Here is a 20,192-nt window from a genome sequence, read left to right as displayed (position 1 = left end):
CGTAAGGCAGCATGTCTGTGACCTCCTCCGACGATCCGATCGATCCGTCGAGCGGCCCCGCCGCCGAATCCTCGCCCCGACCGTTGAAGATCGTGATCGGCTGCGACACCTTCTCGCCCGACATCAACGGCGCCGCCCGCTTCGCCGAGCGTCTCGCCGCCGGACTGGTGCAGCGCGGCCACGACGTGCACGTCGTGGCACCCAACCAGGCGTATCGGCGTACGCAGCCGCACACCGAGGTGATCGAGGGCGAGCCGATGACCCTGCACCGGCTGCCGTCGCTGCGCTGGGCTCCGCACGACTGGCTGCGGTTCGTGTGGCCGTGGCGCTCGAAGCACTATGCCCGCAAGGTTCTCGACCAGGTGCAGCCGGATGTCGTGCACATCCAGTCGCACATCGTGATCGGCCGCGGGCTCGCGTACATCGCGAACGAACGCGGCATCCCGGTCATCGCGACCAACCACGTGATGGCCGAGAACATCCTCGACCACACGACGATGCCGAAGTTCATCGACGACCTGGTGCTCAAGTTCGCCTGGGCGGATGCGAAGCGCACGTTCGACATGACCCGCGCCATCACCACGCCCACGCGCCGCGCCGCCGACTTCCTCGAGAAGACCGTCGAGGTGGAGGGCGTCATCCCGGTCAGCTGCGGCATCGACCGCACGCAGTACACGCCGGTGATCGCCCCGCGCGAGAAGAACAGGATCATCTTCGTCGGCAGGCTCACCGCCGAGAAGCAGGTCGAGGTCATCCTCAAGGCGATGACGAAGCTCGACCCGGCACTCGCCACGACGTTCGACATCGTCGGCGGCGGCGATCAGCGCAAGCAGCTGGAGCATCTGACGGCGCAGCTCGGCCTGGCCGATCGCGTCACCTTCCATGGCCGCACGAGCGATGAGGAGCTTCGCGCGCTGCTCTCGCGAGCGAGCCTGTTCGTGATCGCCTCGATCGCCGAGCTGCAGTCGATCGCGACCATGGAGGCGATGGCCTCGGCCCTGCCGATCGTCGCCGCGGATGCCGTCGCCCTCCCGCACCTCGTGCACGACGGCGAGAACGGGTACCTGTTCGAGCCCGGGAACGTCGATGAGCTCGCCGCACGTCTGGCCGACGTGCTCACTGCGGAGCCTGCGGAGTACGAGCGGATGCAGCGGGCCTCGCTCGACGGCGTCGCGATCCACGACATCAACCGCACCCTCGACACGTTCGAGGCGCTGTACCGCGACGAGCCGCTGCCGGAGTAGCCCGCCATGCACATCGTCTTCTTCGGCGATCAGCACCTCGACTCCCTCGGCGGAGCGCAGGTGTCGATGCGACTCCAGCGCGAGTTCCTCGAGCGCGCCGGACACACCGTCACGGTCGTCGCCCCGAAGATGCACGGGTCGCGCTCATCGTCCGGCTCGCACGGCGGGGCGTACGTCGATCTGCCCTCGATGCCGATCACGAGCGACCGCGAGTACTCGATGAGCTGGCCGGGTCGCGCGACCGACCGTTTCCTCGACAAGGCGATGACCCGCCGGCCGCCCGTGGAACTGGTGCATGTCCAGGCCGACTTCTGGGGCGCGTTCATCGGGCACCGCTACGCGCAGCGTCACGGCGTCCCCGTCGTGCACACGATGCACAACCGGGTCGATGTCGGCATCGCGGCCGTCACTCCGCTGCACCGTCCGGTGCTCGCCGCATTGAACATGTGGCGCGGCATCGCGATGCGCGGCGTCGCCACGAGCAGCGGTCGCGACCGGGTGCGCGGCAGCGACGGGTGGGCGTTCCTGCGCGGCCTGGCCGCCGGGGCCTCCGCCGTCACGGCGCCGTCGACGCACTTCGCCCGACGCCTCGAGCAGCACGACGTCTTCCCTCACGTCGACGTGATCTGGAACGGCATCGACGACGACCTGCGCGCGCAGACGCTGGCACAGGGCCCCGCCGAGCGTGCCCCCGGGCGTCCACGGTTCGTCTGGCTCGGTCGGATGAGCCCCGAGAAGCGGCTGCTGCCGTTCCTCGAGGCGTTCGTCGCCTCGGGGGTCGACGCCGACCTGGAGATCATCGGTGGCGGGGCCCAGCGTGCGGCCGCCGAGAAGATCGTCCGCGGACGCGACGGCGTGCGCTTCGCCGGACGGCTCACCTACCCGCAGACCCTGGCGCGGATCGCCGCCGCCGACGCGCTGGTGCAGACGTCGATCGGCTTCGAGACCCAGGGGATGACCCCGTTCGAAGCCGCCACGCTGGGGACGCCGTCGGTGATCTGCGACCCCGACATCGCCGCCGAGCTGGGGGGCGGGCTCTGGGCTGTTCCTGATGCGGCCGGTGAAGACCGGCGGACCGCCGCGCTCGCCGAGACCCTGCGGCGGGCCGCATCCGACATCGCCGACGGCACGGCTCCGACGCCCCTTCCGGGGGTCGCCGAGGCGTTCCGGCAGTCATCGCGCACGGCGGCGATGGTCGAGGTCTACGAGCGGGTGCTCGCCGGCGGCTGACCCGGCGGCTTCCCGGAGCGGGCGCCGGCTCAGTAGTACTGGTATAGGGCGATCGTGAGACCGGTGAATGCGAGCCCGATGGCACCGGCTCCGGCCACCCCGATGGCGATCCCGGCGAGCAGTCGCGCGGAGGAACGGCGCACCGCCACCAGTGCCAGCACCAGCGCCACGACGTAGGTGAAGAAGCTGAGGATGCCGATGCCGTTGTCGAGGGCGAGCATGAACTCGAACCCTCCGTCGCCGCTGTAGACCAGCGGCCGGGCGACGGCACCGAACAGGTTGACGGCGAGAGTGGCCACCGCGATCACGAAGGCCGTGACGCCGAGCGGGTTGCCCTCACGGGCCTGAGGCCGGTACGCGAGGTGACCGGGGAACAGCGGGCTCGCGGGCGGGGAGGCCGGGGAACCGGGCGCGGGCGTCGGGTACGCGGTCGGGTGTGCCGTCGGAGGAGCCGGGGCTCCGGCAGCTGGGGCGGGGTGCTGCGCGGCGGTCGAATATGGCGGAGCGGTGGGGTGCGGGACCGCCGGGTACTGCGGCGCGGCGGGCAGATGCACGGCGGGCGGAACGGGAGGCTGCTGAGGCTCGCTCATGACGACGAGCGTAGCCCCGGGTGCTGTGTCGTGCACGGCGACGAGCGCCGGTGCGGTCTCAGCTCTTGGCGCCGCTGAGGGCGAGCGTGCCCCCGAGCCCGATCATCATCACGCCGCCGGTGCCGGACAGCGTGGACATGCGGCGGGGCGAGCGGGCGAACCAGGTGCGCGCGGTTCCGGCGGCGAGGGCCCACACGCTGTCGCAGACGAGCGCGAGCGCTTGGAAGAGGAGTCCGAGCAGCAGCAGCTGGGCCCACACCGGGCCGGTCGACGGGGAGACGAACTGCGGGAGCACCGCGACGAAGAAGGCGATGGTCTTGGGATTGGTGATCCCGACGATGAACCCCTGGCGCAACAGCCTTCCCGTCGAGGCCGGTGTGCGGTCCGCGTCCGTCGTGTGGGCATGGCGGTGGCGGATCGCCTGCACCCCGAGCCACACGAGGTACCCGGCGCCGATGATCTTGATCACCGTGAACGCGACCACCGACGAGGCGACGATCGCACCGACTCCGAAGGCCACGGCGAGCACGGCGGGCACGGTGCCGAGGGCATTGCCCACGACGCTGAGCACACCTGCGCGGCGACCGAGCGAGAGGGACCGACCGATCACGAACAGCACGCTCGGTCCGGGGATCGCGATGATCACGACGGAGGCGACGGCGAACGCGACGAGGTTGTCGAGCGGGATCATGAGCCGACGATACACCGCACAGCACCCGGAGCGTCCGGGTGCTGTGCCGCGGTGATCAGCGGTAGACGTGGCCCGATTCGGCCTGCTGGTCGATGTCGCGGCCGGCGACGCGCGTCCAATCGGTGGGGGTGCGTCGGTAGCCGTCGCGGCGCAGCTCGATGACGGTGGCGACGGTGGCCCACGCGGCGAGGATGAGGAGTGCGATGAGGAGTATCATGGCAGAAACGCTACGTTCGATGTCGAACCGCCACGAGTGGCAGGATTGACTATCAACGTCAGAAAACCGCCAACGGGAGTGTGAGCATGAAGACGGTCGCCTGCGTCATCCAAGACGGATTCGCACCCTTCGAGTTCGGCGTCGCCTGCGAGGCGTTCGGCCTGGACCGCGCCGATGACGGCGTGCCGAATTTCGACTTCCGCATCGTCGCTCCCCGTGCCGGGGTCGTGACCTCGAAGATCGGCTTCTCGGTCAACGTCGAGCACGATCTGGCCTTCGCGTACGAAGCCGACCTCGTGGTGTTCTGTCCCCTTCCTCGCGAGCGGTGGGGCGACATCGACCCGCTCCTGCTCGACGTCGCCAGGCACGCGGTCGACCGCGGCGCCTGGGTGATGAGCGTCTGCAGCGGCTCGTTCATCCTCGCTGCGGCAGGAGTGCTCGAGGGTCGGCGCGCCACCACGCACTGGATGTACGCGCACGTCATGGCCGAGATGTACCCGGAGATCGACATCGACCCCGACGTGCTGTTCGTGCAGGACGGCAAGATCATCACGAGCGCGGGAACGGCCGCAGGGATCGACGCCTGCCTGCACCTGCTCCGGCAGGAGGTGGGCGCCGAGCTCACCAACCGCATCGCCCGCCGGATGGTCGTGCCGCCCCAGCGCGACGGTGGCCAGGCGCAGTTCATCGACCGTCCGATCCCGGTGGTACCGACCGACTCGCTCGCCGCCGTCGCCGACTGGGCGGTCGCGAACCTCCGCGACGACCTCGGCGTCGACCAGCTCGCGGCCAGGGCGTTGATGTCGCCGCGCACCTTCGCCCGCCGCTTCAAGGCCGAGTACGGTGCCACGCCCGCGGCCTGGCTCGCGCGTCAGCGCATCATCCACGCGCAGCGGATGCTGGAGCGCACCGACCTCCCGCTCGAGCACATCGCCGACGAGTGCGGATTCGGCTCGGCGGCCGTGCTCCGGCAGAACTTCGCCAGGGTGCTCGGCCTCACACCGACGGCCTACCGCGCGCGGTTCTCCTGCGCCGAGGAGTCGGCGGTGCCCGCAGCCTGAGTCCGGGTCGGGCCGGACGAGTAGCCGGTCGCGCCGGCTACTCGGTCCAGTGCGCCGGGGTCGGGAGGGTGACGTCGCGCACCTCGACACCGTCGCCGGTGACCGTGGCGACGCAGTAGAGCAGTGACTGCGTCGGGTAGCCGTGCGGACGGTTGTCGCGGATGATCGCCCGGTCATCCTCCGGGGCCAGGGCGGTCGAGGATGCGAGCAGCGCGGTCCACTCGGCCGTCCAGTCCGCGCTGTCAGCGGTCGGCCCGAGGGCTCGGAACTCCGGCAGCCAGGCCTCGATCCTCGGGGTCGTCACATCGTCGAGGTCGTCGTGAGCGATCATGTGCGTGCCCGGATCGATGGGCGTCTCACGCAGGTCGACGCCGTCCCACGACAGCACCCTGGCGCCCTCCGGCCGCACTTCGAGCAGATTGAAGCCATGCATCGACAGCGGTGCGACGGGGGAGCGGCCGCTGACCGACTCCAGGGCGAGGGCGCCGCGCGAGACGACGTGCGCCTCGGGGAGGCCCTGCACATCCGCACGGTTCAGCAGCACGGCGAGGCGACGTTCGGCGGGGTTCACGGCGAGCCAGGCCCCACCGGCCCGACGGTCGCGGATCCCGATCACGCCGGGGTGCTCCTCGGGCCACCAGGCTCCGAGGGAGTCCCACGCCCGCAGCGGGTCTTCGTCCCGGACCGCGAGAAGTCGTGCGGAACCGGCATTCTCGACATCGATCACGACCGTGCACACGGTGCCAAGTCTAGGTCGAGGATGCCAGCGTCGGCCCACGACGGCGGATGCTGGGGCAGAATCGAGACGTGAACATCGTCGTCGGAGTCACAGGCGGCATCGCCGCGTACAAGACGGTGCACCTCGTGCGCCTGCTCACGAAGGGCGGGCACGATGTGACCGTGGTGCCCACCGAGGATGCGCTGCGCTTCGTGGGTCTGCCCACGTGGGAGGCGATCAGCCGGCACCCGGTGACCACGAGCGTGCACGACGACGTGGCGAAGGTGCGGCACGTCGCCCTCGGCCAGGCCGCCGAGCTCGTGATCGTCGCCCCGGCGACCGCGAACTCGATCGCGAAGATCACCGCGGGCCTCGCCGACGACCTCCTGGGAACGACGGTGCTCGCCACCGAAGCCCCGGTGCTGCTCGCCCCGGCGATGCACGCGGAGATGTGGCGGAACCGGGCGACGCAGGCGAACATCGCCACCCTGCGGGAGCGCGGGGTACATCTGGTCGGACCCGCCGACGGCGAGCTCGCCGGCGGCGACAGCGGTCCCGGCAGGATGTCGGAGCCGGAGGAGATCTTCGCCGCCGCGCAAGCGCTGCTGACTCCTGGCGACCTCGCCGGGGTGCGCGTCGTGGTCTCGGCCGGCGGCACGCGTGAACCGATCGATCCGGTGCGCTTCCTCGGCAATCGCTCCAGCGGAAGGCAGGGGGTGGCGCTCGCCGCCGAGGCCGCCGCCCGTGGGGCCGAGGTCACCCTGGTGTCGGCCCATATCTCCGGCGATGTGCTCGCCGAGGCGCGGCATCCGTCGATCCGCATCGTGCCCGTCGGCGCCGCCGCTGACCTCGCCGAGGCGATGACGCGTGAGTCCGAGGTCGCCGACGTCGTCGTGATGGCGGCGGCGGTCGCCGACTACCGACCGGTGCAGGTGTCGGAGCGCAAGCTCACGAAAGAGGGCGGCGGGGTGCCGGCCATCGAGCTGATCGAGAACGAGGACATCGTGGCGGCTCTGGCCGCGGCGCGGCGACCGGGGCAGCTCGTCGTCGGCTTCGCCGCGGAGACTCCTGAGGATCAGGCCGAGATGCTCGCCCGTGCACGCGCCAAGCAGCAGCGCAAGGGTGTCGACCTCCTCGTGGTGAACGAGGTCGGGTGGGAGCGCGGCTTCGAGTCCGTCGAGAACGCGGTGCACATCCTCGGGCCAGGGGGCGTCGAGGCGGGTGCGGCTTCGGGGTCCAAGCGGGCGGTCGCCGTCGCGATCTGGGATGTCATCGCAGAGCAGCGCGTGCTAAACTTGAGTCAACAACACTCAACTTTGATCCCGTCTTCCGATCCGGCAGGCGGGAGACGACCAGAAGGAGCATCTCCAGGAGGAGCGCATGACCACCCCGCAGACCGGTAACCAGAATCAAGAGCAGCAGTCCGCCCTCGAGCAGTTCGGCATCAACCTCACCGACCGTGCCCGCGAGGGCAAGCTCGACCCCGTGATCGGACGCGACAGCGAGATCCGTCGCGTCAGCCAGGTGCTCACCCGCCGCACGAAGAACAACCCCGTGCTGATCGGTGAGCCGGGCGTCGGCAAGACCGCCGTCGTCGAAGGACTCGCCCAGCGCATCGTCGCGGGCGACGTCGCCGAGTCCCTCAAGGACAAGGAGCTGGTCACGCTCGACATCTCCGCACTCGTGGCCGGCGCCATGTACCGCGGGCAGTTCGAAGAGCGGCTGAAGCAGGTGCTCAAAGAGATCACCGAGTCCGACGGTCAGGTCATCACGTTCATCGACGAGCTGCACGTGCTCATGGGTGCGGGCGGCGGCGAGGGCTCCGTGGCTGCGTCGAACATGCTCAAGCCCATGCTGGCCCGTGGCGAGCTGCGCCTGATCGGTGCGACCACGCTCAACGAGTATCGCGAATTCATCGAGAAGGACGCCGCTCTCGAGCGCCGCTTCCAGCAGGTGTACGTCGGCGAGCCGACGGTCGAGGACACGATCGCGATCCTCCGCGGCCTCAAGGGGCGGTACGAGGCGCATCACGGCGTCACGATCTCCGACAGCGCCCTGGTGGCCGCGGCCGCACTGTCGAGCCGGTACCTTCCTGCGCGCCAGCTTCCAGACAAGGCGATCGACCTGATCGACGAGTCGATGTCGCGGCTCAAGATGGAGATCGACTCGTCGCCGGTCGAGATCGACCAGCTCAAGCGCCAGGTCGACCGGATGAAGCTCGAAGAACTCGCGCTGAAGCGGGAGAAGGACGCCGCCTCCAAGGAGCGCCTGAGCACTCTGCGTGAGCAGCTCGTGGGCATGGAGCGGCAGCTCGCCGAGCTCGAGGCCCGCTGGGCGCGCGAGCGTCAGGGGCTCAACAGGGTCGGTGAGCTGAAGAAGCAGCTCGACGACGCGATCACCCAGCGCGATCTCGCGATGCGCAACGCCGACTACACGAAGGCCTCGAAGCTGGAGTACGAGACCATCAAGCGGCTGGAGCGCGACATCGCCGAGGCCGAGCAAGCCGAGGCGGCAACCCCCGCCGAACCCCGCATGGTCAACGAGCAGGTGACCGATGAGGACATCGCCGCCGTGATCGCGGCGTGGACCGGCATCCCCGTCGGGCGTCTGCTGCAGGGCGAGAGCGAGAAGCTGCTGCACCTGGAGAACGAGCTCGGCAAGCGCCTGATCGGTCAGAAGGATGCCGTCAAGGCGGTGTCGGACGCGGTTCGACGCTCGCGCGCGGGCATCAGCGACCCCGGTCGCCCGACCGGTTCGTTCCTGTTCCTCGGACCGACCGGTGTGGGAAAGACCGAGCTGGCCAAGGCCCTGGCCGAGTTCCTCTTCGACGACGAGCACGCCATGGTGCGCATCGACATGTCGGAGTACGGCGAGAAGCACTCGGTCTCGCGGCTCGTCGGTGCCCCTCCCGGGTACGTCGGCTACGAGCAGGGCGGTCAGCTGACCGAGGCCGTGCGGCGTCGTCCGTACAGCGTGATCCTGCTCGACGAGGTCGAGAAGGCGCACCCCGAGGTGTTCGACGTGCTGCTGCAGGTGCTCGACGACGGTCGACTGACCGACGGGCAGGGCCGCACGGTCGACTTCTCGAACGTGATCCTGATCCTGACATCGAACCTGGGATCGCCGATCCTCATCGACCCGGTGCTCGCACCCGATGAGAAGCGCGACCAGGTCATGGCTCTCGTGCGACAGGCGTTCCGTCCGGAGTTCCTGAACCGTCTCGACGACATCGTGATGTTCTCGGCTCTGAGCGAAGACGACCTCGCCCAGATCGTCGAGCTGTCGATCGATCAGCTGCACAAGCGTCTGAAGGATCGCCGGCTCACGCTCGCAGTCACCCCGGACGCCCGGTCGTGGCTCGCCGAGCGCGGGTACGACCCGATGTTCGGCGCCCGACCGCTGCGCCGCCTCATCCAGAGCGAGGTGCAGAACAAGCTGGCCACCGCGCTGCTCTCGGGCGGCGTGCATGACGGCGACACGGTGCGGGTGGATGTGGCCGCCGATGGGATGGGCCTCGTGCTCACCTCGACGACGCCCGAACCCGCGGCCGACGACGACGTGATCGAGGCCGAGCTGCTCGAGGACTGAGCTGCTCGAAGACTGAGCATCACCGCGTGCACAAGAGCGCCGCCCCGGATGAAACCGGGGCGGCGCTCTTGTTCGTGCGGTCTGCGCTCAGGCGCTGAGGATGACCGTCTCGGCGATGGGGCGACGCACGCGCGGGGCGACCTCGCGCTCCTGCAGCACCTCAGGAAGGGCTTCGATGTCGCCGAACTCGCCGACGGCGAAGACGGTGAAGGGCACGAAGCGCTCTTCGAGGTCGGCGAACTCGCGGACGACCTCCGGGTCGAAGCCGCTCATCTGGTGAACCACCAGTCCGTCGTGGTGGGCCTGCACCGAGAAGTGCGCAACGGCCTGGCCGAGGTCGTAGAGGGCGTGGGTGATCGGGGTGCCGGAGGCGTCGGCCGTCTCGGCGATCGCGACCACGAGCACGGCGGCGTTGCCCGCCCATGCCTGGTTGAAGCCCATCAGGGCGTCGACGACCTGCGCGTGCAGTGCCGTGCCACGGCGGGCGACGATGAAGCGCCAGGGCTGCGAGTTGTTGGCGGAAGGGCTCCAGCGGGCGGCCTCGAGGGCGGTGGCGAGCTTGGCCTCGTCGATCGAGTTCTGCGCATCGAAGGCGCGGGGGCTCCAGCGACCGGCGAGGACATCTAGGACGGGGTGCTCGGTCGGTGCGGTGCGGTCGATGACGGGAGTGCTCACAGAAGTGCCTTTCGAAGGGAGTGGATCGGACTCCTTCGTCCGGGTACACGGGGGTGAACAGATGCATGTGCATGCATATTCCCGCTGGGTGCCTCTGCGTCTGCTCAGGGTGGTGCCCGCTCAGACGGGCAGGTTGTGCGAGGCCGCGTCGGCGAGCGCGCTGCGCACCGCGCGGATGGAGGGGGCGTCGGCCGACACCCGCCGCGCAGAGGAGAAGATCTCGCGGCGGGGCTCGTGGGGGAGCGGCGCCAGATCGACGGTCGGGGTGTCGCCCGCCCACACGAGTTCCGGCAGCAGCCCGACCGCGAGCCCGGCGTGGATCAGCCGCACGTGCGCGGTGAGGTCGGCGATCTCGAACCGCACGTCGGGTTCGAACCCCGCTGTGCGGCACAGCTGCTCGGCCCAGGCGCGCGAGGCGGTGCCCGCGGGCTCGAGCACCCAGGGCTCCTCCCGCGTCGACCACAGTGCAGCGAAGGCGTCGGCGTGCGCGGGGGTTCCGGGGCGGCGGGCGAGCGCGATCGCGTCGTGTGCGAGCACCACCCGGTCGAGGTCGGCGTGGATCGGACGTGTGCGGCCCGGGTACTGCTCGGCGAGGATCAGGTCGAAGTCGCGGCTGGACACCCCGACCAGTCCGGTCTCCGGGTCGCACTCGGTGACTTCGACCCGCAGCGCGGGATGCCGGTCCTTGAGGGCTTCGAGCGCGCGGGGAAGCAGGGAGTGCGCCGTCGACTGGAACACCGCGATGCGCACGGTGCCGGTCACTTCGGTGAGCGATTCGGCGACGGCGACCTCGGCGTGCTCGAGCTGATCGAGGATGCCGATGGCCTCGGCGACGAGCACGTTCCCCTGCGGGGTGAACTGCACTCCGCGCCCCACCCGGCGCAGCAGCGGCACACCCACATCGCGCTCCAGCGCGCTCAGCTGCTGTGACACCGAGGCCTTGCTGTAGGAGAGGGCGTCGGCGACGGCCGACAGCGTTCCGCGGCGCGAGAGCTCCACCAGCATCCGGAGTCGGTTCACATCCAGCACGGCGGCATCCTTCGTTCAGCTTGAGTGAACAGAATCCACGCAAATCGGTTGATAGACGGAGCCTACCGAGCGGCAGGACAATGATCCAGCCCGCACACGAAATCCCGGTGTGCGCTCTCTTGGAAGGTCCCACCGATGCCTGTCGCCGCCGACACCACCACTCCCCGTACCGAAGACGTCGCCGCCCTGGTGCAGCGCTGGCTCGTCGAGAGCGAGACCCACCCCGTCGAGCCGGCCGCCCAGCGCCTGTCCGAAGTGCTCAAGGACCCGAACGGACTCGCGTTCACGGTCGGCTTCGTCGACGGCGTGATGCGTCCGGAAGACCTGCGCGTCGCCGGCCGCAAGCTCGCCGAGCTGAGCGACATCACCCCGGCGCTGCTGCCCGGCTACCTGCGCGCCGCGATCAAGACCGGCGGCTTCTGGGCGCCGAAGATCCCCGGCGTCGTCGTACCGATCTCGCGTCGCGTGCTGCGCGCCATGGTCGGGCACCTCGTGCTGGATGCCACGCCCTCCAAGCTCGGCCCCGCGATCGCGAAGCTGCGCAAGAGCGGCAACCGCCTGAACCTCAACCTCCTCGGCGAGGCCGTGCTCGGCGAGCGCGAGGCGGGGCACCGTCTTCAGGGCACCCGCGACTTCCTCGCCCGCGACGACGTCGACTACGTCTCGATCAAGGTGTCCAGCGTCGTGAGCCAGCTGTCGATGTGGTCGTTCGACGAGGCGGTGGCCGATGTCGTCGAGAAGCTCACTCCTCTCTACGAGCTCGCCGCCCGTGCCGAAGCCCAGGGCAAGGCGAAGTTCATCAACCTCGACATGGAGGAGTACCGCGACCTCGACCTGACGATCGCGGCCTTCACGAGCATCCTCGACCAGCCCGGCCTGGAGGACCTCGAAGCCGGCATCGTGCTGCAGGCCTACCTCCCCGACGCCCTCGGCGCCATGCAGCACCTGCAGGAGTGGGCCGCCGCCCGCCGTGCGAAGGGCGGAGCCCCGATCAAGGTGCGCGTGGTCAAGGGCGCGAACCTCGCGATGGAAGAGGTCGACTCGAAGGTGCACGGCTGGCCGCTCGCCACCTACGGCACCAAGCAGGACTCCGACACGAACTACAAGCGCGTGCTGGACTGGGCGATGACGCCCGAGCGGCTCGACGCCGTGCGCATCGGCGTCGCGGGTCACAACCTGTTCGACATCGCCTACACCTGGCTGCTCGCGCAGGCGCGCGGTGTGGCCGACCCGACCGGCGCCGACCCCCTCGTCGAGTACGAGATGCTGCTGGGCATGGCGACGGGTCAGGCCGAGGCGGTCCGCAAGGATGTCGGACGCCTGCTGCTGTACACACCGGTGGTGAACCCGGCCGAGTTCGACGTCGCGATCGCGTACCTCGTGCGCCGCCTCGAGGAGAACGCCAGCCCCGAGAACTTCATGTCCGCGGTGTTCGAGCTGGCCTCGAACCCGACCCTGCTCACCCGCGAACGGGAGCGCTTCGAGCGCTCGCTGGCCGCGCTCGCGACCGATGAGGCGGGATTCGTCCCCGGCCCCCACCGCGTGCAGGACCGTACCGTCGAGGCTCCCTCCGGAACCACCACCGGCTTCGAGAACCAGGCCGACACCGACCCCGCCATCGCCGCGAACCGCGCCTGGGGTCGTGAGATCCTGAGCCGCTCGGTCGGCTCGACGCTCGGTCTCGACACCATCGCGCTCGCCAAGGTCGACACGGATGCCGAGCTCGACGGCATCTTCGCCGCAGCGACCGCCGCCGCCGAGAAGTGGGCCGCGTTGCCGGCCGCCGACCGCGCCGCCGTCTTGCACCGCGCCGGAGACGAGCTCGCCGCGCGCCGCGGTCAGCTCATCGAGATCATGGCGAACGAGGCGGGCAAGACCATCGCCGAGGCCGACCCCGAGATCAGCGAGGCCATCGACTTCGCGCACTATTACGCCGAGCGCGCGAAAGATCTCGAGACCGTCTCGGGTGCGGAGTTCGTGCCGTCGAAGGTGACCGTGGTCACCCCGCCGTGGAACTTCCCGGTCGCGATCCCCGCCGGCGGCGTGCTCGCGGGGCTGGCCTCCGGCTCCGCGGTCATCATCAAGCCGGCCAAGCTCACCCAGCGCTGCGGCGCCGTCATGGTCGAAGCGCTGTGGGCCGCCGGTGTGCCGCGCGACCTGCTGGCCCTCGTCGACCTGGCCTCGCGCGACCTCGGAAAGCGCCTGGTCGCCGGCCCCGCGGTGGACCGCGTGATCCTCACGGGAGCGTACGAGACGGCGCAGCTGTTCCGCTCGTTCCGCTCCGACCTGCCACTGCTGGCCGAGACCAGTGGCAAGAACGCGATCATCGTCACCCCCTCCGCCGACCTCGACCTCGCGGCCGCCGATGTGGCGCGCAGCGCGTTCGGCCACGCGGGGCAGAAGTGCTCCGCCGCGTCGCTGGCGATCCTCGTCGGATCGGTCGCCGACTCGAAGCGGTTCGAGCGTCAGCTGGTGGATGCCGTGACCTCGATGCGCGTCGGCCTGCCCGATGACCCGGCCACGCAGATGGGTCCGATCATCGAGCCCGCGAACGGCAAGCTGCTCACGGCGCTCACGAAGCTCGAGAAGGGCGAGCGCTGGCTGGTCGAGCCGCGCAAGCTCGACGAAGACGGGAAGCAGTGGACGCCCGGCGTCAAGACCGGCGTGCGCGAGGGCTCGTACTTCCACCTGACCGAGTTCTTCGGCCCGGTGCTCGGCATCATGCACGCGAAGGACCTGGATGAGGCCCTGCGCCTGCAGAACGCGGTCGACTACGGCCTGACCGCCGGCATCCACTCGCTCGACTCCGAGGAGGTCGCCACCTGGCTCGATCGCGTCGAGGCCGGCAACCTGTACGTGAACCGCGGCATCACCGGGGCGATCGTGCAGCGTCAGCCGTTCGGCGGCTGGAAGCGCTCGGCTGTCGGAGCGGGTGCGAAGGCCGGTGGGCCGAACTACCTCTTCGGACTGGGCGAGTGGGCCCCGGCCGACCTTCCGGCTGCGGCGCCGAGTGCGGCCGTCGTACCCGTGGTCGCTGCGCTGCTGGATGCGGCCGGAGCCGAGGTCGACGCGGCAGAGGCCGAATGGCTGCACCGCGCCGCGGCGTCCGACGAGCGCGCCTGGGTCGATGAGTTCGGCGCGGTGAGCGACAAGTCCGGACTCGGGGTCGAGCGCAACCTCTTCCGCTACCGTCCGGTCGCGGTCGACGTGCGCATCGCCGAGAACTCCCCGCTCGTCGACGGCATCCGCGTGCTCGCCGCCGCCCTGCGCAGCGGCAGCCCGTTCACGGTGTCGGCGCAGGCGTTGCCCTCGCGCATCGAGAAGGCGCTGCGTGCGCACGGCGTGAGCGTGAAGCACGAGTCGGATGCGGCATGGACAAAGCGCTACGCGAAGGCGGCGAACTCCTGGCACCGCGTGCGTCTGGTCGGTGGCGACGCCGCCGCTCTCCACGAAGCGCTCGACGGAAGCCCCGACGTGGCGGTCTGGTCGCACGCCGTGACCGGTGCCGGTCGCGTCGAGATGCTGCCGTTCCTGCACGAGCAGGCCGTGTCGATCACGAACCACCGTTTCGGCAACCCGACGACCCTCGCTGACGGCGTGATCTGACCCGCGGGGCAGCCGAGACCCATCGGCCACAACGAAACCCACCGTCGCAGACGTCTGCGACGGTGGGTTTCGGCGTGCGGTGTGGGTTTCGGCGTCCCCGGCGTCAGCCGCGCAGGGCCTCGGAGAGCTTGACCCGGGAACCCATGCGCAGCAGCGAGTTCTCGTAGATCTTCGCGCCGATGACGATCGCGGCCACGCAGCTCGCGAGCAGGATGACCAGGCTCAGCAGCGGCTCCCACCACTGGGCCTCCCCGACGAAGAGGCGCATCGGCATGCCGACCGGGGCCGAGAACGGCACGTACGACATGATCGTCAGCACCAGCGGGTTGTCGTTGAACACGATCACCAGGATGTACGGCGCCATGATCAGCATCGTGATCGGGGTGGTCGTGGAGCCGATGTCCTCCTGGCGAGAGACCATGGAGGCCGCGGCCGCGAACATCGCCGCGAGCAGGATGAAGCCGAACAGGAAGAACACGGCGAACCAGATGATCGGCGCCCCGAGCGTCGTGAGCACCTCGCGTTGACCCGTGACGATCAACCCGATCGTGGCCACCGCTGCGAGAGCCAGGATCTGCCCCATCGCCAGCACCGTGTTGCCGATGACCTTGCCCGCCAGCAGTGTGCGCGCCGGGATCGCCGACAGCAGCACCTCGACCACGCGGGTCTGCTTCTCTTCCACGACACTCTGCGCGATCGTGCCGCCGAACGTCGCCGCGGCCATCATGAACACCAGGCCGAACGCGATCGCGATGAAGTACCGCAGCAGCGGGTTGGTGGTGGCCGGCTCCAGGATGACGACCTCGGGAGAGATCGACAGCGCGGAGATGATCGAACCAGGGGCATCCTGCAGGGCGATGACCGTGTAGCCGGAGGGGCTGTCGCCGGGCAGCACTGCGGCATCGACCTTGTCGTCGCGCACGAGCTTCTCGGCCTCGGCCTGGTCGGCGACCGTGGTGACCTCGACGTTCGGGATGGCCGAGACGGCGGACGCGGTCTCCGCCGTCGCGGCGATCGGCGTGGTGTCGGTGTTCTTGCTCGCGAAACCGCCGAACAGGATGCCGGCGAGCGCGAGGACCAGCAGGATGCCGGTGGAGATCAGGAACGCCTTGCTGCGCAGCTTCGATCCGATCTCGCGCTCGGCGACGAGCCAGATGCCGTTGGAGGCGCGGACGGGGGTGGGGGCGCTCACTGGATGACCTCCTTGAAGATCTGTGCGAGGGACGGATGCTTGGGGGCGAAGCTCGCGACATCGCCGCGCTGTACGGCGGACTGCAGCACGCGCTGCGCCGTCTCGGGGCCGTCCGCGTCGAACAGCGCGTAGCCGCCTTCGAAGTCGACGACCGTCACTCCTGGCTCGGTGCGCAGCCATCCGGCGTCGCCCGCGGAGACGAGCTCGTAGCGGTCCCTGGCGTGCTCGGAACGCAGCGCCTCGCGGGAACCGGACGCACGGATCGTGCCGCCGGCGAGGATGACGAGGTCGTCGCACAGGCGCTCGACCACGTCGAGCTGATGGGAGGAGAACAGGATGGAGGCGCCCTTGGCGGCACTGGCCTGCAGGACTCCCGCGACCACGTCGACCGCGAGCGGGTCGAGGCCGGAGAACGGCTCGTCGAGGATGAGCACCTCGGGGTCGTGCACGAGAGAGGCGGCGATCTGCGCGCGCTGCTGGTTGCCGAGCGAGAGCGATTCGATCGTGTCGTTCAGCCGCTCGCCGAGTCCGAGCTCCGTGAGCAGGGCGCTCGCCCGCTCCGTGGCCTCCTGCTTGCCGAAGCCGTGCAGGCGGGCGAGATAGACGATCTGCTCGAGGACCTTCATCTTCGGGTAGAGCCCTCGCTCCTCGGGCATGTAGCCGAAGCGGCGGCGGTCCTCGGCGGTGAGGGCGGCACCGTCCAGGTCGACCGTGCCCCCGTCCGAGGACAGCAGGCCGAGGACGATGCGCATGGTGGTGGTCTTGCCGGCGCCGTTGCCGCCGACGAAGCCCGTCAGCCGCCCGGGGGCGACGGTGAAGGACACGTCATCGAGCACGCGCCGAGAGCCGTAGCTCTTGGTGATGCCGGAGAGTTCGAGCATTCCTGTGGTCATACCCTCACGCTACGGAGCACAGGCATCGCGGGGCATCCCCCCTGCGGCGGACGCGAGAGGATCACCCGTCAGGGGGAGGGGAGGATCAGCGGCGTCGGGTGTGCAGCACCGTGCGCACCAGGAGCCCTGCCACGAGGGCCCAGAACGCGGCGCTGACACCGAGGACGGCGATCCCGGATGCGGCCACCAGGAAGGTCACCACGGCGGGGATCCGCTCGTTCGGATCGTCGATCGCCTGCTGCACCGCCGAGCCGAACGCGGCGAATAGAGCCAGCCCCGCGACGGCGGGGATCACGGCGGCGGGCGCGAGCACCACGAGGGCGGCGAACGCGGCGGAGAACACGGCGAGCACGAGGTACGACGCCCCGGTCGAGACCCCGGCGACCCACCGTCGCCTCGGGTCGGGATCGGCGTCCGGCGACGCGGCGAGTGCGGCGCTGATCGCGGCGAGGTTGATGGCGTGTCCGCCTGCCGTCGCTCCCAGGGCCGTGCCGATCCCGGTCACCAGCATGGCCGGACGCCACGGCACCTCGTACCCGAAGCTGCGCATGATCGCGATGCCCGGCACGTTCTGGGAGGCCATCGTGACGATGAACAGCGGCAGCGCGAGGCCGACGAGAGCGCCGACCGTGAACGTCGGTGCCGTGAACTCGAGGCGCGGGAGGAGCAGTGCGGGGTCGAACGGTGCGCCTTCTCCGATCAGCGACACGGCGACCACGACGGCCGCGGCGACGAACGCGAGCGGCACCGCCCAGCGCGGTGCGAGACGGGCGAAAAGCAGCCAGGTGAGCACGACCGGTACCACGCCCCAGGGGTTCGCGACGATACCGGTGATCGGGGCGAGACACAGCGGCAGCAGGACACCGGCGAGCATCGCCTGCGCGATCGAGGGCGGGATGCGGGCGATCAGCGCACCGAGCGCCGGCCAGAGAGCGGTGAGCAGGATGAGGGCCGCGGTGATCAGGAAGGCGCCGACCGCTGCCGACCACCCGCCTTCGACAGCGCCGGTCGCCACGAGGAGGGCGGCACCGGGCGTCGACCAGGCGACCGTGATCGGCATCCGATACCGCCAGGCGAGCACCACGCAGGCCAGGCCCATCGTGAGACTGACGGCGAGGAGTCCGCTCGCCGCCTGCGCCGCGTTCGCCCCGACGGCATCGAGCCCGGTCAGCACGACCGCGAACGAGCTGGTGAAGCCGACCAGTGCCGTCACCACCCCCGCGAGGATCGGGCGGGACAGGGGTGCGGCGTCGGACATGGCTCCGAGGTTATCGCGGAGCGGGAGGTCGGCGCGGAGCCCGGGTGCGCCGCGCTACGCGAGCCCCATGCGATGAGCCAGCACCACCGCCTGCACGCGATCCCGGGCGCCCAGTTTCTGCAGGACGCGCGAGACGTGCGTCTTCACGGTCGCCTCGCCGATGAACAGCGCCTGCGCGATCTCGGCGTTGCTGCGGGCATCGGCGAGCAGCGTGAGCACCTCGGCCTCACGATCGGTGAGGGGCTCGGCGAGTGCGACTTTCGGGAGGGCGCCGCTCGTGGCCGATGCGGCGGCGGGAGCGGGTGTCGCGGCGAAGCGCGCCAACACGCGGCGGGTCACCTCGGGGGCGAGCATGCCATCGCCCGCGGCCAGTGCCCGCACCGCCGCGATCAAATCCTCGGCGCCGGCGTTCTTGAGCAGGAACCCGCCGGCCCCCGCGTCCAGAGCCCGGTACAGGTAGTCGTCGCGGTCGAACGTGGTGACGATCGCGATGGCCGCGTCGACGCCCGGGTCGGCGACGATGCGCCTGGTGGCCTCGATGCCGTCCATGTCGGGCATCTGCACGTCCATCATGATGACGTCGGGATGCAGGGCCGCGGCCTGCGCCACCGCCTCGGCCCCGGAGGATGCCTCCCCGACCACGGCGATGTCGGTCTGCGTGTCGAGGATCGTGCGGAAGCCGGCGCGCAGCAGTGCGTGATCGTCGACGAGCAGCACGCGGATCGGGGCGGTCATCGGTTCACGCTCGATTCGCTCGTGAAGGGCAGGGGCACACGGGCGCGCACGCGCAGCCCGCCGAACGGACGGGGGGTCACCTCGAGGGTGCCGCCGGACGCCGCGGCACGCTCGCGCATCCCGAGCTGTCCGAGTCCTGGGCGCACCTGGGCGACCGGGCGCCCGGTGTTGACGATCTCGACCTCGACGCCGTCATCGTCGTAGCGCACGCGGACGTCGGCGGTCGCATCGGGCCCGGCATGGCGGCGGGCGTTCGTCAGCGACTCCTGGGCGATGCGATACAGATTCACGGCGACGAGCGAAGGCACGGGCGTCGGGTCGCCGATCACCGTGTACGCCGTCGGCAGCCCCGCCTCGGTCGAGGCGTCGACGAGTTCGGGGATGTCGTCGAGGGCCAGGGTCGAGGCGGCATCCGTCGTCTCTCCTCCGGGGGTCCGCAGAGTCTCCAGCAGCTGGCGCAGCTCGTGGATGGCGTCACGCGCCGACCCCTCGATCCCGGTGAGGATGCGTGCGGACTCTGCCGGGTCCCGCTCGAGCACCAGGCGCGCGGCTCCCGCCTGCACGCCCATGACCGACACGTGGTGGGCGACCACGTCGTGCAGCTCCCTGGCGATGCGCACCCGGTCGAGGGCCACCGCCTGTGCCGCGGTGACCTCGCGTTCGCGCTCGAGCTCGGCCGTGCGCTGCTCGAGCACCGCGAGCTGTGTCGCTGCAGCCCATGACCGCTCGCCGAAGTAGTAGGCCCCGCCGAAGTAGAGCACGTTCAGCAGCAGCTGGATGAGCATGAAGGCCACGTAGGGAGACATGGCTCCGGCGATGACGTCCGCCTTGTCGGCTTCGAGGATCGCATCGCGGTACATCGTGATCAGCAGCCACACGAACATGCTCACGATGATCCCGATGCGGACGATGACCGCGCGGCGACGATCGTTCATCCACGCCCCCGCCGTGTAGATCGCGATGAACATCGCGATGTTGCCGACGTAGATCTCGGGGACGCGGATCGTCACCGCGATGAAGTACGCGACGACCACGATGATGGCGACCGTGCCGGGCCAGCGGCGGCGGACCGCGAGCGGAGCGGTCACGACGACCGCGTACACGAGTGCGGTCCACAACGGAGCCTGTTCGTCGCCGTACACCTGGGCGATCGAGGAGAGCCCGGCGCTCAGCACGGCTCCCACGAACATGACCACGGCGAGGACGATGTCGCCGCGCCGTTCGCGCTCGGTCGGCGTGCGGAGGAACGGGACAGCAGGCATCCCTCCACCGTAGGGCGGGGTGTGTCGGCGTCGCATCCCCCGTGCGGGGGATCGGGGATGGAGGGATCGAGTGCTGAAGACGGGGTGTTTCCTCACCCGAGCACGAGTAACTCCTGTGTATCGACTATTCCTTTCCTCTGCACCGAGCCTCTAGATTCGATGTGAGCGTTACCGGGCGATCGGCTCGGGCTCGAGGTCGACCG

Annotated in this window: 17 protein-coding genes; 6 read left to right on the top strand and 11 right to left on the bottom strand. The window is 70.0% G+C overall.

The annotated features are described in order from the left end of the window. The first annotated feature begins 11 nt into the window (after positions 1 to 11). Both ACP699_RS09880 and ACP699_RS09875 read left to right on the top strand, forming a co-directional pair. Positions 12 to 1,244 (top strand): glycosyltransferase, encoded by a 1,233-nt coding sequence (locus ACP699_RS09880; protein ID WP_055874809.1) that lies wholly within the window; start codon positions 12 to 14, stop codon positions 1,242 to 1,244. A gap of 6 nt (positions 1,245 to 1,250) precedes the next feature. Beyond that, on the top strand, positions 1,251 to 2,474 hold the full coding sequence (locus ACP699_RS09875; protein WP_426170859.1) for a glycosyltransferase: 1,224 nt from the start codon (positions 1,251 to 1,253) through the stop codon (positions 2,472 to 2,474). 29 nt (positions 2,475 to 2,503) lie between these two features. Here the strand turns inward: ACP699_RS09875 and ACP699_RS09870 are convergent, their stop codons facing one another. Genes ACP699_RS09870 through ACP699_RS09860 form a run of 3 tightly spaced genes read right to left on the bottom strand, consistent with a single transcriptional unit; the run spans position 2,504 to position 3,972 of the window. Next, on the bottom strand, positions 2,504 to 3,064 hold the full coding sequence (locus ACP699_RS09870) for a hypothetical protein (RefSeq protein ID WP_170287836.1): 561 nt from the start codon (positions 3,062 to 3,064) through the stop codon (positions 2,504 to 2,506). Positions 3,065 to 3,122: 58 nt separating this feature from the next. Further along, positions 3,123 to 3,755: a LysE family translocator gene (locus ACP699_RS09865; RefSeq protein ID WP_426170856.1), complete on the bottom strand. Its 633-nt coding sequence runs from the start codon at positions 3,753 to 3,755 to the stop codon at positions 3,123 to 3,125. Between the two features lie 55 nt (positions 3,756 to 3,810). Continuing rightward, on the bottom strand, positions 3,811 to 3,972 hold the full coding sequence (locus ACP699_RS09860; protein WP_426170854.1) for a hypothetical protein: 162 nt from the start codon (positions 3,970 to 3,972) through the stop codon (positions 3,811 to 3,813). An 86-nt stretch (positions 3,973 to 4,058) separates the two neighbouring features. On the opposite strand from ACP699_RS09860, the gene ACP699_RS09855 reads away from it, so the two are divergent. Then, positions 4,059 to 5,033, top strand: coding sequence for a GlxA family transcriptional regulator (locus tag ACP699_RS09855; protein WP_426170852.1), 975 nt, complete (start codon positions 4,059 to 4,061; stop codon positions 5,031 to 5,033). A gap of 37 nt (positions 5,034 to 5,070) precedes the next feature. On the opposite strand, the gene ACP699_RS09850 is transcribed toward ACP699_RS09855, so the two are convergent. Then, on the bottom strand, positions 5,071 to 5,772 hold the full coding sequence (locus tag ACP699_RS09850; RefSeq protein ID WP_127483143.1) for an NRDE family protein: 702 nt from the start codon (positions 5,770 to 5,772) through the stop codon (positions 5,071 to 5,073). 68 nt (positions 5,773 to 5,840) lie between these two features. On the opposite strand from ACP699_RS09850, the gene coaBC reads away from it, so the two are divergent. Together coaBC and ACP699_RS09840 are read left to right on the top strand one after the other, a co-directional pair. Beyond that, positions 5,841 to 7,154: a bifunctional phosphopantothenoylcysteine decarboxylase/phosphopantothenate--cysteine ligase CoaBC gene (gene coaBC / locus ACP699_RS09845; protein ID WP_426170849.1), complete on the top strand. Its 1,314-nt coding sequence runs from the start codon at positions 5,841 to 5,843 to the stop codon at positions 7,152 to 7,154. Beyond that, on the top strand, positions 7,132 to 9,339 hold the full coding sequence (locus ACP699_RS09840; RefSeq protein ID WP_017829611.1) for an ATP-dependent Clp protease ATP-binding subunit: 2,208 nt from the start codon (positions 7,132 to 7,134) through the stop codon (positions 9,337 to 9,339). Before coaBC ends, ACP699_RS09840 begins: the two co-directional genes overlap by 23 nt. 87 nt (positions 9,340 to 9,426) lie before the next feature. Here the strand turns inward: ACP699_RS09840 and ACP699_RS09835 are convergent, their stop codons facing one another. Together ACP699_RS09835 and ACP699_RS09830 are read right to left on the bottom strand one after the other, a co-directional pair. Next, entirely contained in the window at positions 9,427 to 10,014 is a 588-nt protein-coding gene (locus ACP699_RS09835; protein ID WP_055866266.1) for a nitroreductase family protein, read from the bottom strand. Between the two features lie 120 nt (positions 10,015 to 10,134). Beyond that, positions 10,135 to 11,043, bottom strand: coding sequence for a LysR substrate-binding domain-containing protein (locus ACP699_RS09830; RefSeq protein ID WP_055866264.1), 909 nt, complete (start codon positions 11,041 to 11,043; stop codon positions 10,135 to 10,137). Positions 11,044 to 11,178: 135 nt separating this feature from the next. On the opposite strand from ACP699_RS09830, the gene ACP699_RS09825 reads away from it, so the two are divergent. Continuing rightward, the gene (locus tag ACP699_RS09825; RefSeq protein ID WP_127483140.1) at positions 11,179 to 14,649 is read left to right on the top strand and encodes a proline dehydrogenase family protein; all 3,471 of its coding nucleotides are present in this window, start codon (positions 11,179 to 11,181) and stop codon (positions 14,647 to 14,649) included. A gap of 103 nt (positions 14,650 to 14,752) precedes the next feature. Here the strand turns inward: ACP699_RS09825 and ACP699_RS09820 are convergent, their stop codons facing one another. From ACP699_RS09820 to ACP699_RS09800, 5 genes are all read right to left on the bottom strand, one after another. Then, entirely contained in the window at positions 14,753 to 15,841 is a 1,089-nt protein-coding gene (locus ACP699_RS09820; protein ID WP_426170845.1) for an ABC transporter permease, read from the bottom strand. Continuing rightward, positions 15,838 to 16,722, bottom strand: coding sequence for an ABC transporter ATP-binding protein (locus ACP699_RS09815; protein WP_302794608.1), 885 nt, complete (start codon positions 16,720 to 16,722; stop codon positions 15,838 to 15,840). The genes ACP699_RS09820 and ACP699_RS09815 overlap by 4 nt, the downstream gene beginning before the upstream one ends. A gap of 97 nt (positions 16,723 to 16,819) precedes the next feature. Next, positions 16,820 to 17,992, bottom strand: a complete 1,173-nt coding sequence (locus ACP699_RS09810; RefSeq protein ID WP_141386989.1) for a benzoate/H(+) symporter BenE family transporter — start codon at positions 17,990 to 17,992, stop codon at positions 16,820 to 16,822. A gap of 54 nt (positions 17,993 to 18,046) precedes the next feature. After that, complete coding sequence (locus ACP699_RS09805) at positions 18,047 to 18,727, bottom strand: response regulator (RefSeq protein WP_055866254.1); 681 nt, start codon at positions 18,725 to 18,727, stop codon at positions 18,047 to 18,049. Beyond that, the gene (locus ACP699_RS09800; protein ID WP_270410995.1) at positions 18,724 to 19,989 is read right to left on the bottom strand and encodes a sensor histidine kinase; all 1,266 of its coding nucleotides are present in this window, start codon (positions 19,987 to 19,989) and stop codon (positions 18,724 to 18,726) included. The genes ACP699_RS09805 and ACP699_RS09800 overlap by 4 nt, the downstream gene beginning before the upstream one ends. Positions 19,990 to 20,192 lie beyond the last annotated feature (203 nt).

It is taken from the genome of Microbacterium sp. DWRC1-3 (genome assembly GCF_049896645.1).
GTDB lineage: Bacteria > Actinomycetota > Actinomycetes > Actinomycetales > Microbacteriaceae > Microbacterium > Microbacterium maritypicum.
Note: the sequence above shows the minus strand (reverse complement) of the source record. Positions and strands in the feature narration are given on the sequence as shown.

What these genes read in the sequence shown, in the direction of transcription:
- ACP699_RS09825 (WP_127483140.1), top strand. Translation starts at nt 11,179, where the DNA reads ATGCCTGTCGCCGCCGACACCACCACTCCCCGTACCGAAGACGTCGCC.
- ACP699_RS09860 (WP_426170854.1), bottom strand. Translation starts at nt 3,972, where the DNA reads ATGATACTCCTCATCGCACTCCTCATCCTCGCCGCGTGGGCCACCGTC.
- ACP699_RS09855 (WP_426170852.1), top strand. Translation starts at nt 4,059, where the DNA reads ATGAAGACGGTCGCCTGCGTCATCCAAGACGGATTCGCACCCTTCGAG.
- ACP699_RS09805 (WP_055866254.1), bottom strand. Translation starts at nt 18,727, where the DNA reads ATGACCGCCCCGATCCGCGTGCTGCTCGTCGACGATCACGCACTGCTG.
- ACP699_RS09865 (WP_426170856.1), bottom strand. Translation starts at nt 3,755, where the DNA reads ATGATCCCGCTCGACAACCTCGTCGCGTTCGCCGTCGCCTCCGTCGTG.
- ACP699_RS09870 (WP_170287836.1), bottom strand. Translation starts at nt 3,064, where the DNA reads ATGAGCGAGCCTCAGCAGCCTCCCGTTCCGCCCGCCGTGCATCTGCCC.
- ACP699_RS09810 (WP_141386989.1), bottom strand. Translation starts at nt 17,992, where the DNA reads ATGTCCGACGCCGCACCCCTGTCCCGCCCGATCCTCGCGGGGGTGGTG.
- ACP699_RS09840 (WP_017829611.1), top strand. Translation starts at nt 7,132, where the DNA reads ATGACCACCCCGCAGACCGGTAACCAGAATCAAGAGCAGCAGTCCGCC.
- ACP699_RS09875 (WP_426170859.1), top strand. Translation starts at nt 1,251, where the DNA reads ATGCACATCGTCTTCTTCGGCGATCAGCACCTCGACTCCCTCGGCGGA.
- ACP699_RS09815 (WP_302794608.1), bottom strand. Translation starts at nt 16,722, where the DNA reads ATGCTCGAACTCTCCGGCATCACCAAGAGCTACGGCTCTCGGCGCGTG.
- ACP699_RS09800 (WP_270410995.1), bottom strand. Translation starts at nt 19,989, where the DNA reads ATGCCTGCTGTCCCGTTCCTCCGCACGCCGACCGAGCGCGAACGGCGC.
- ACP699_RS09880 (WP_055874809.1), top strand. Translation starts at nt 12, where the DNA reads ATGTCTGTGACCTCCTCCGACGATCCGATCGATCCGTCGAGCGGCCCC.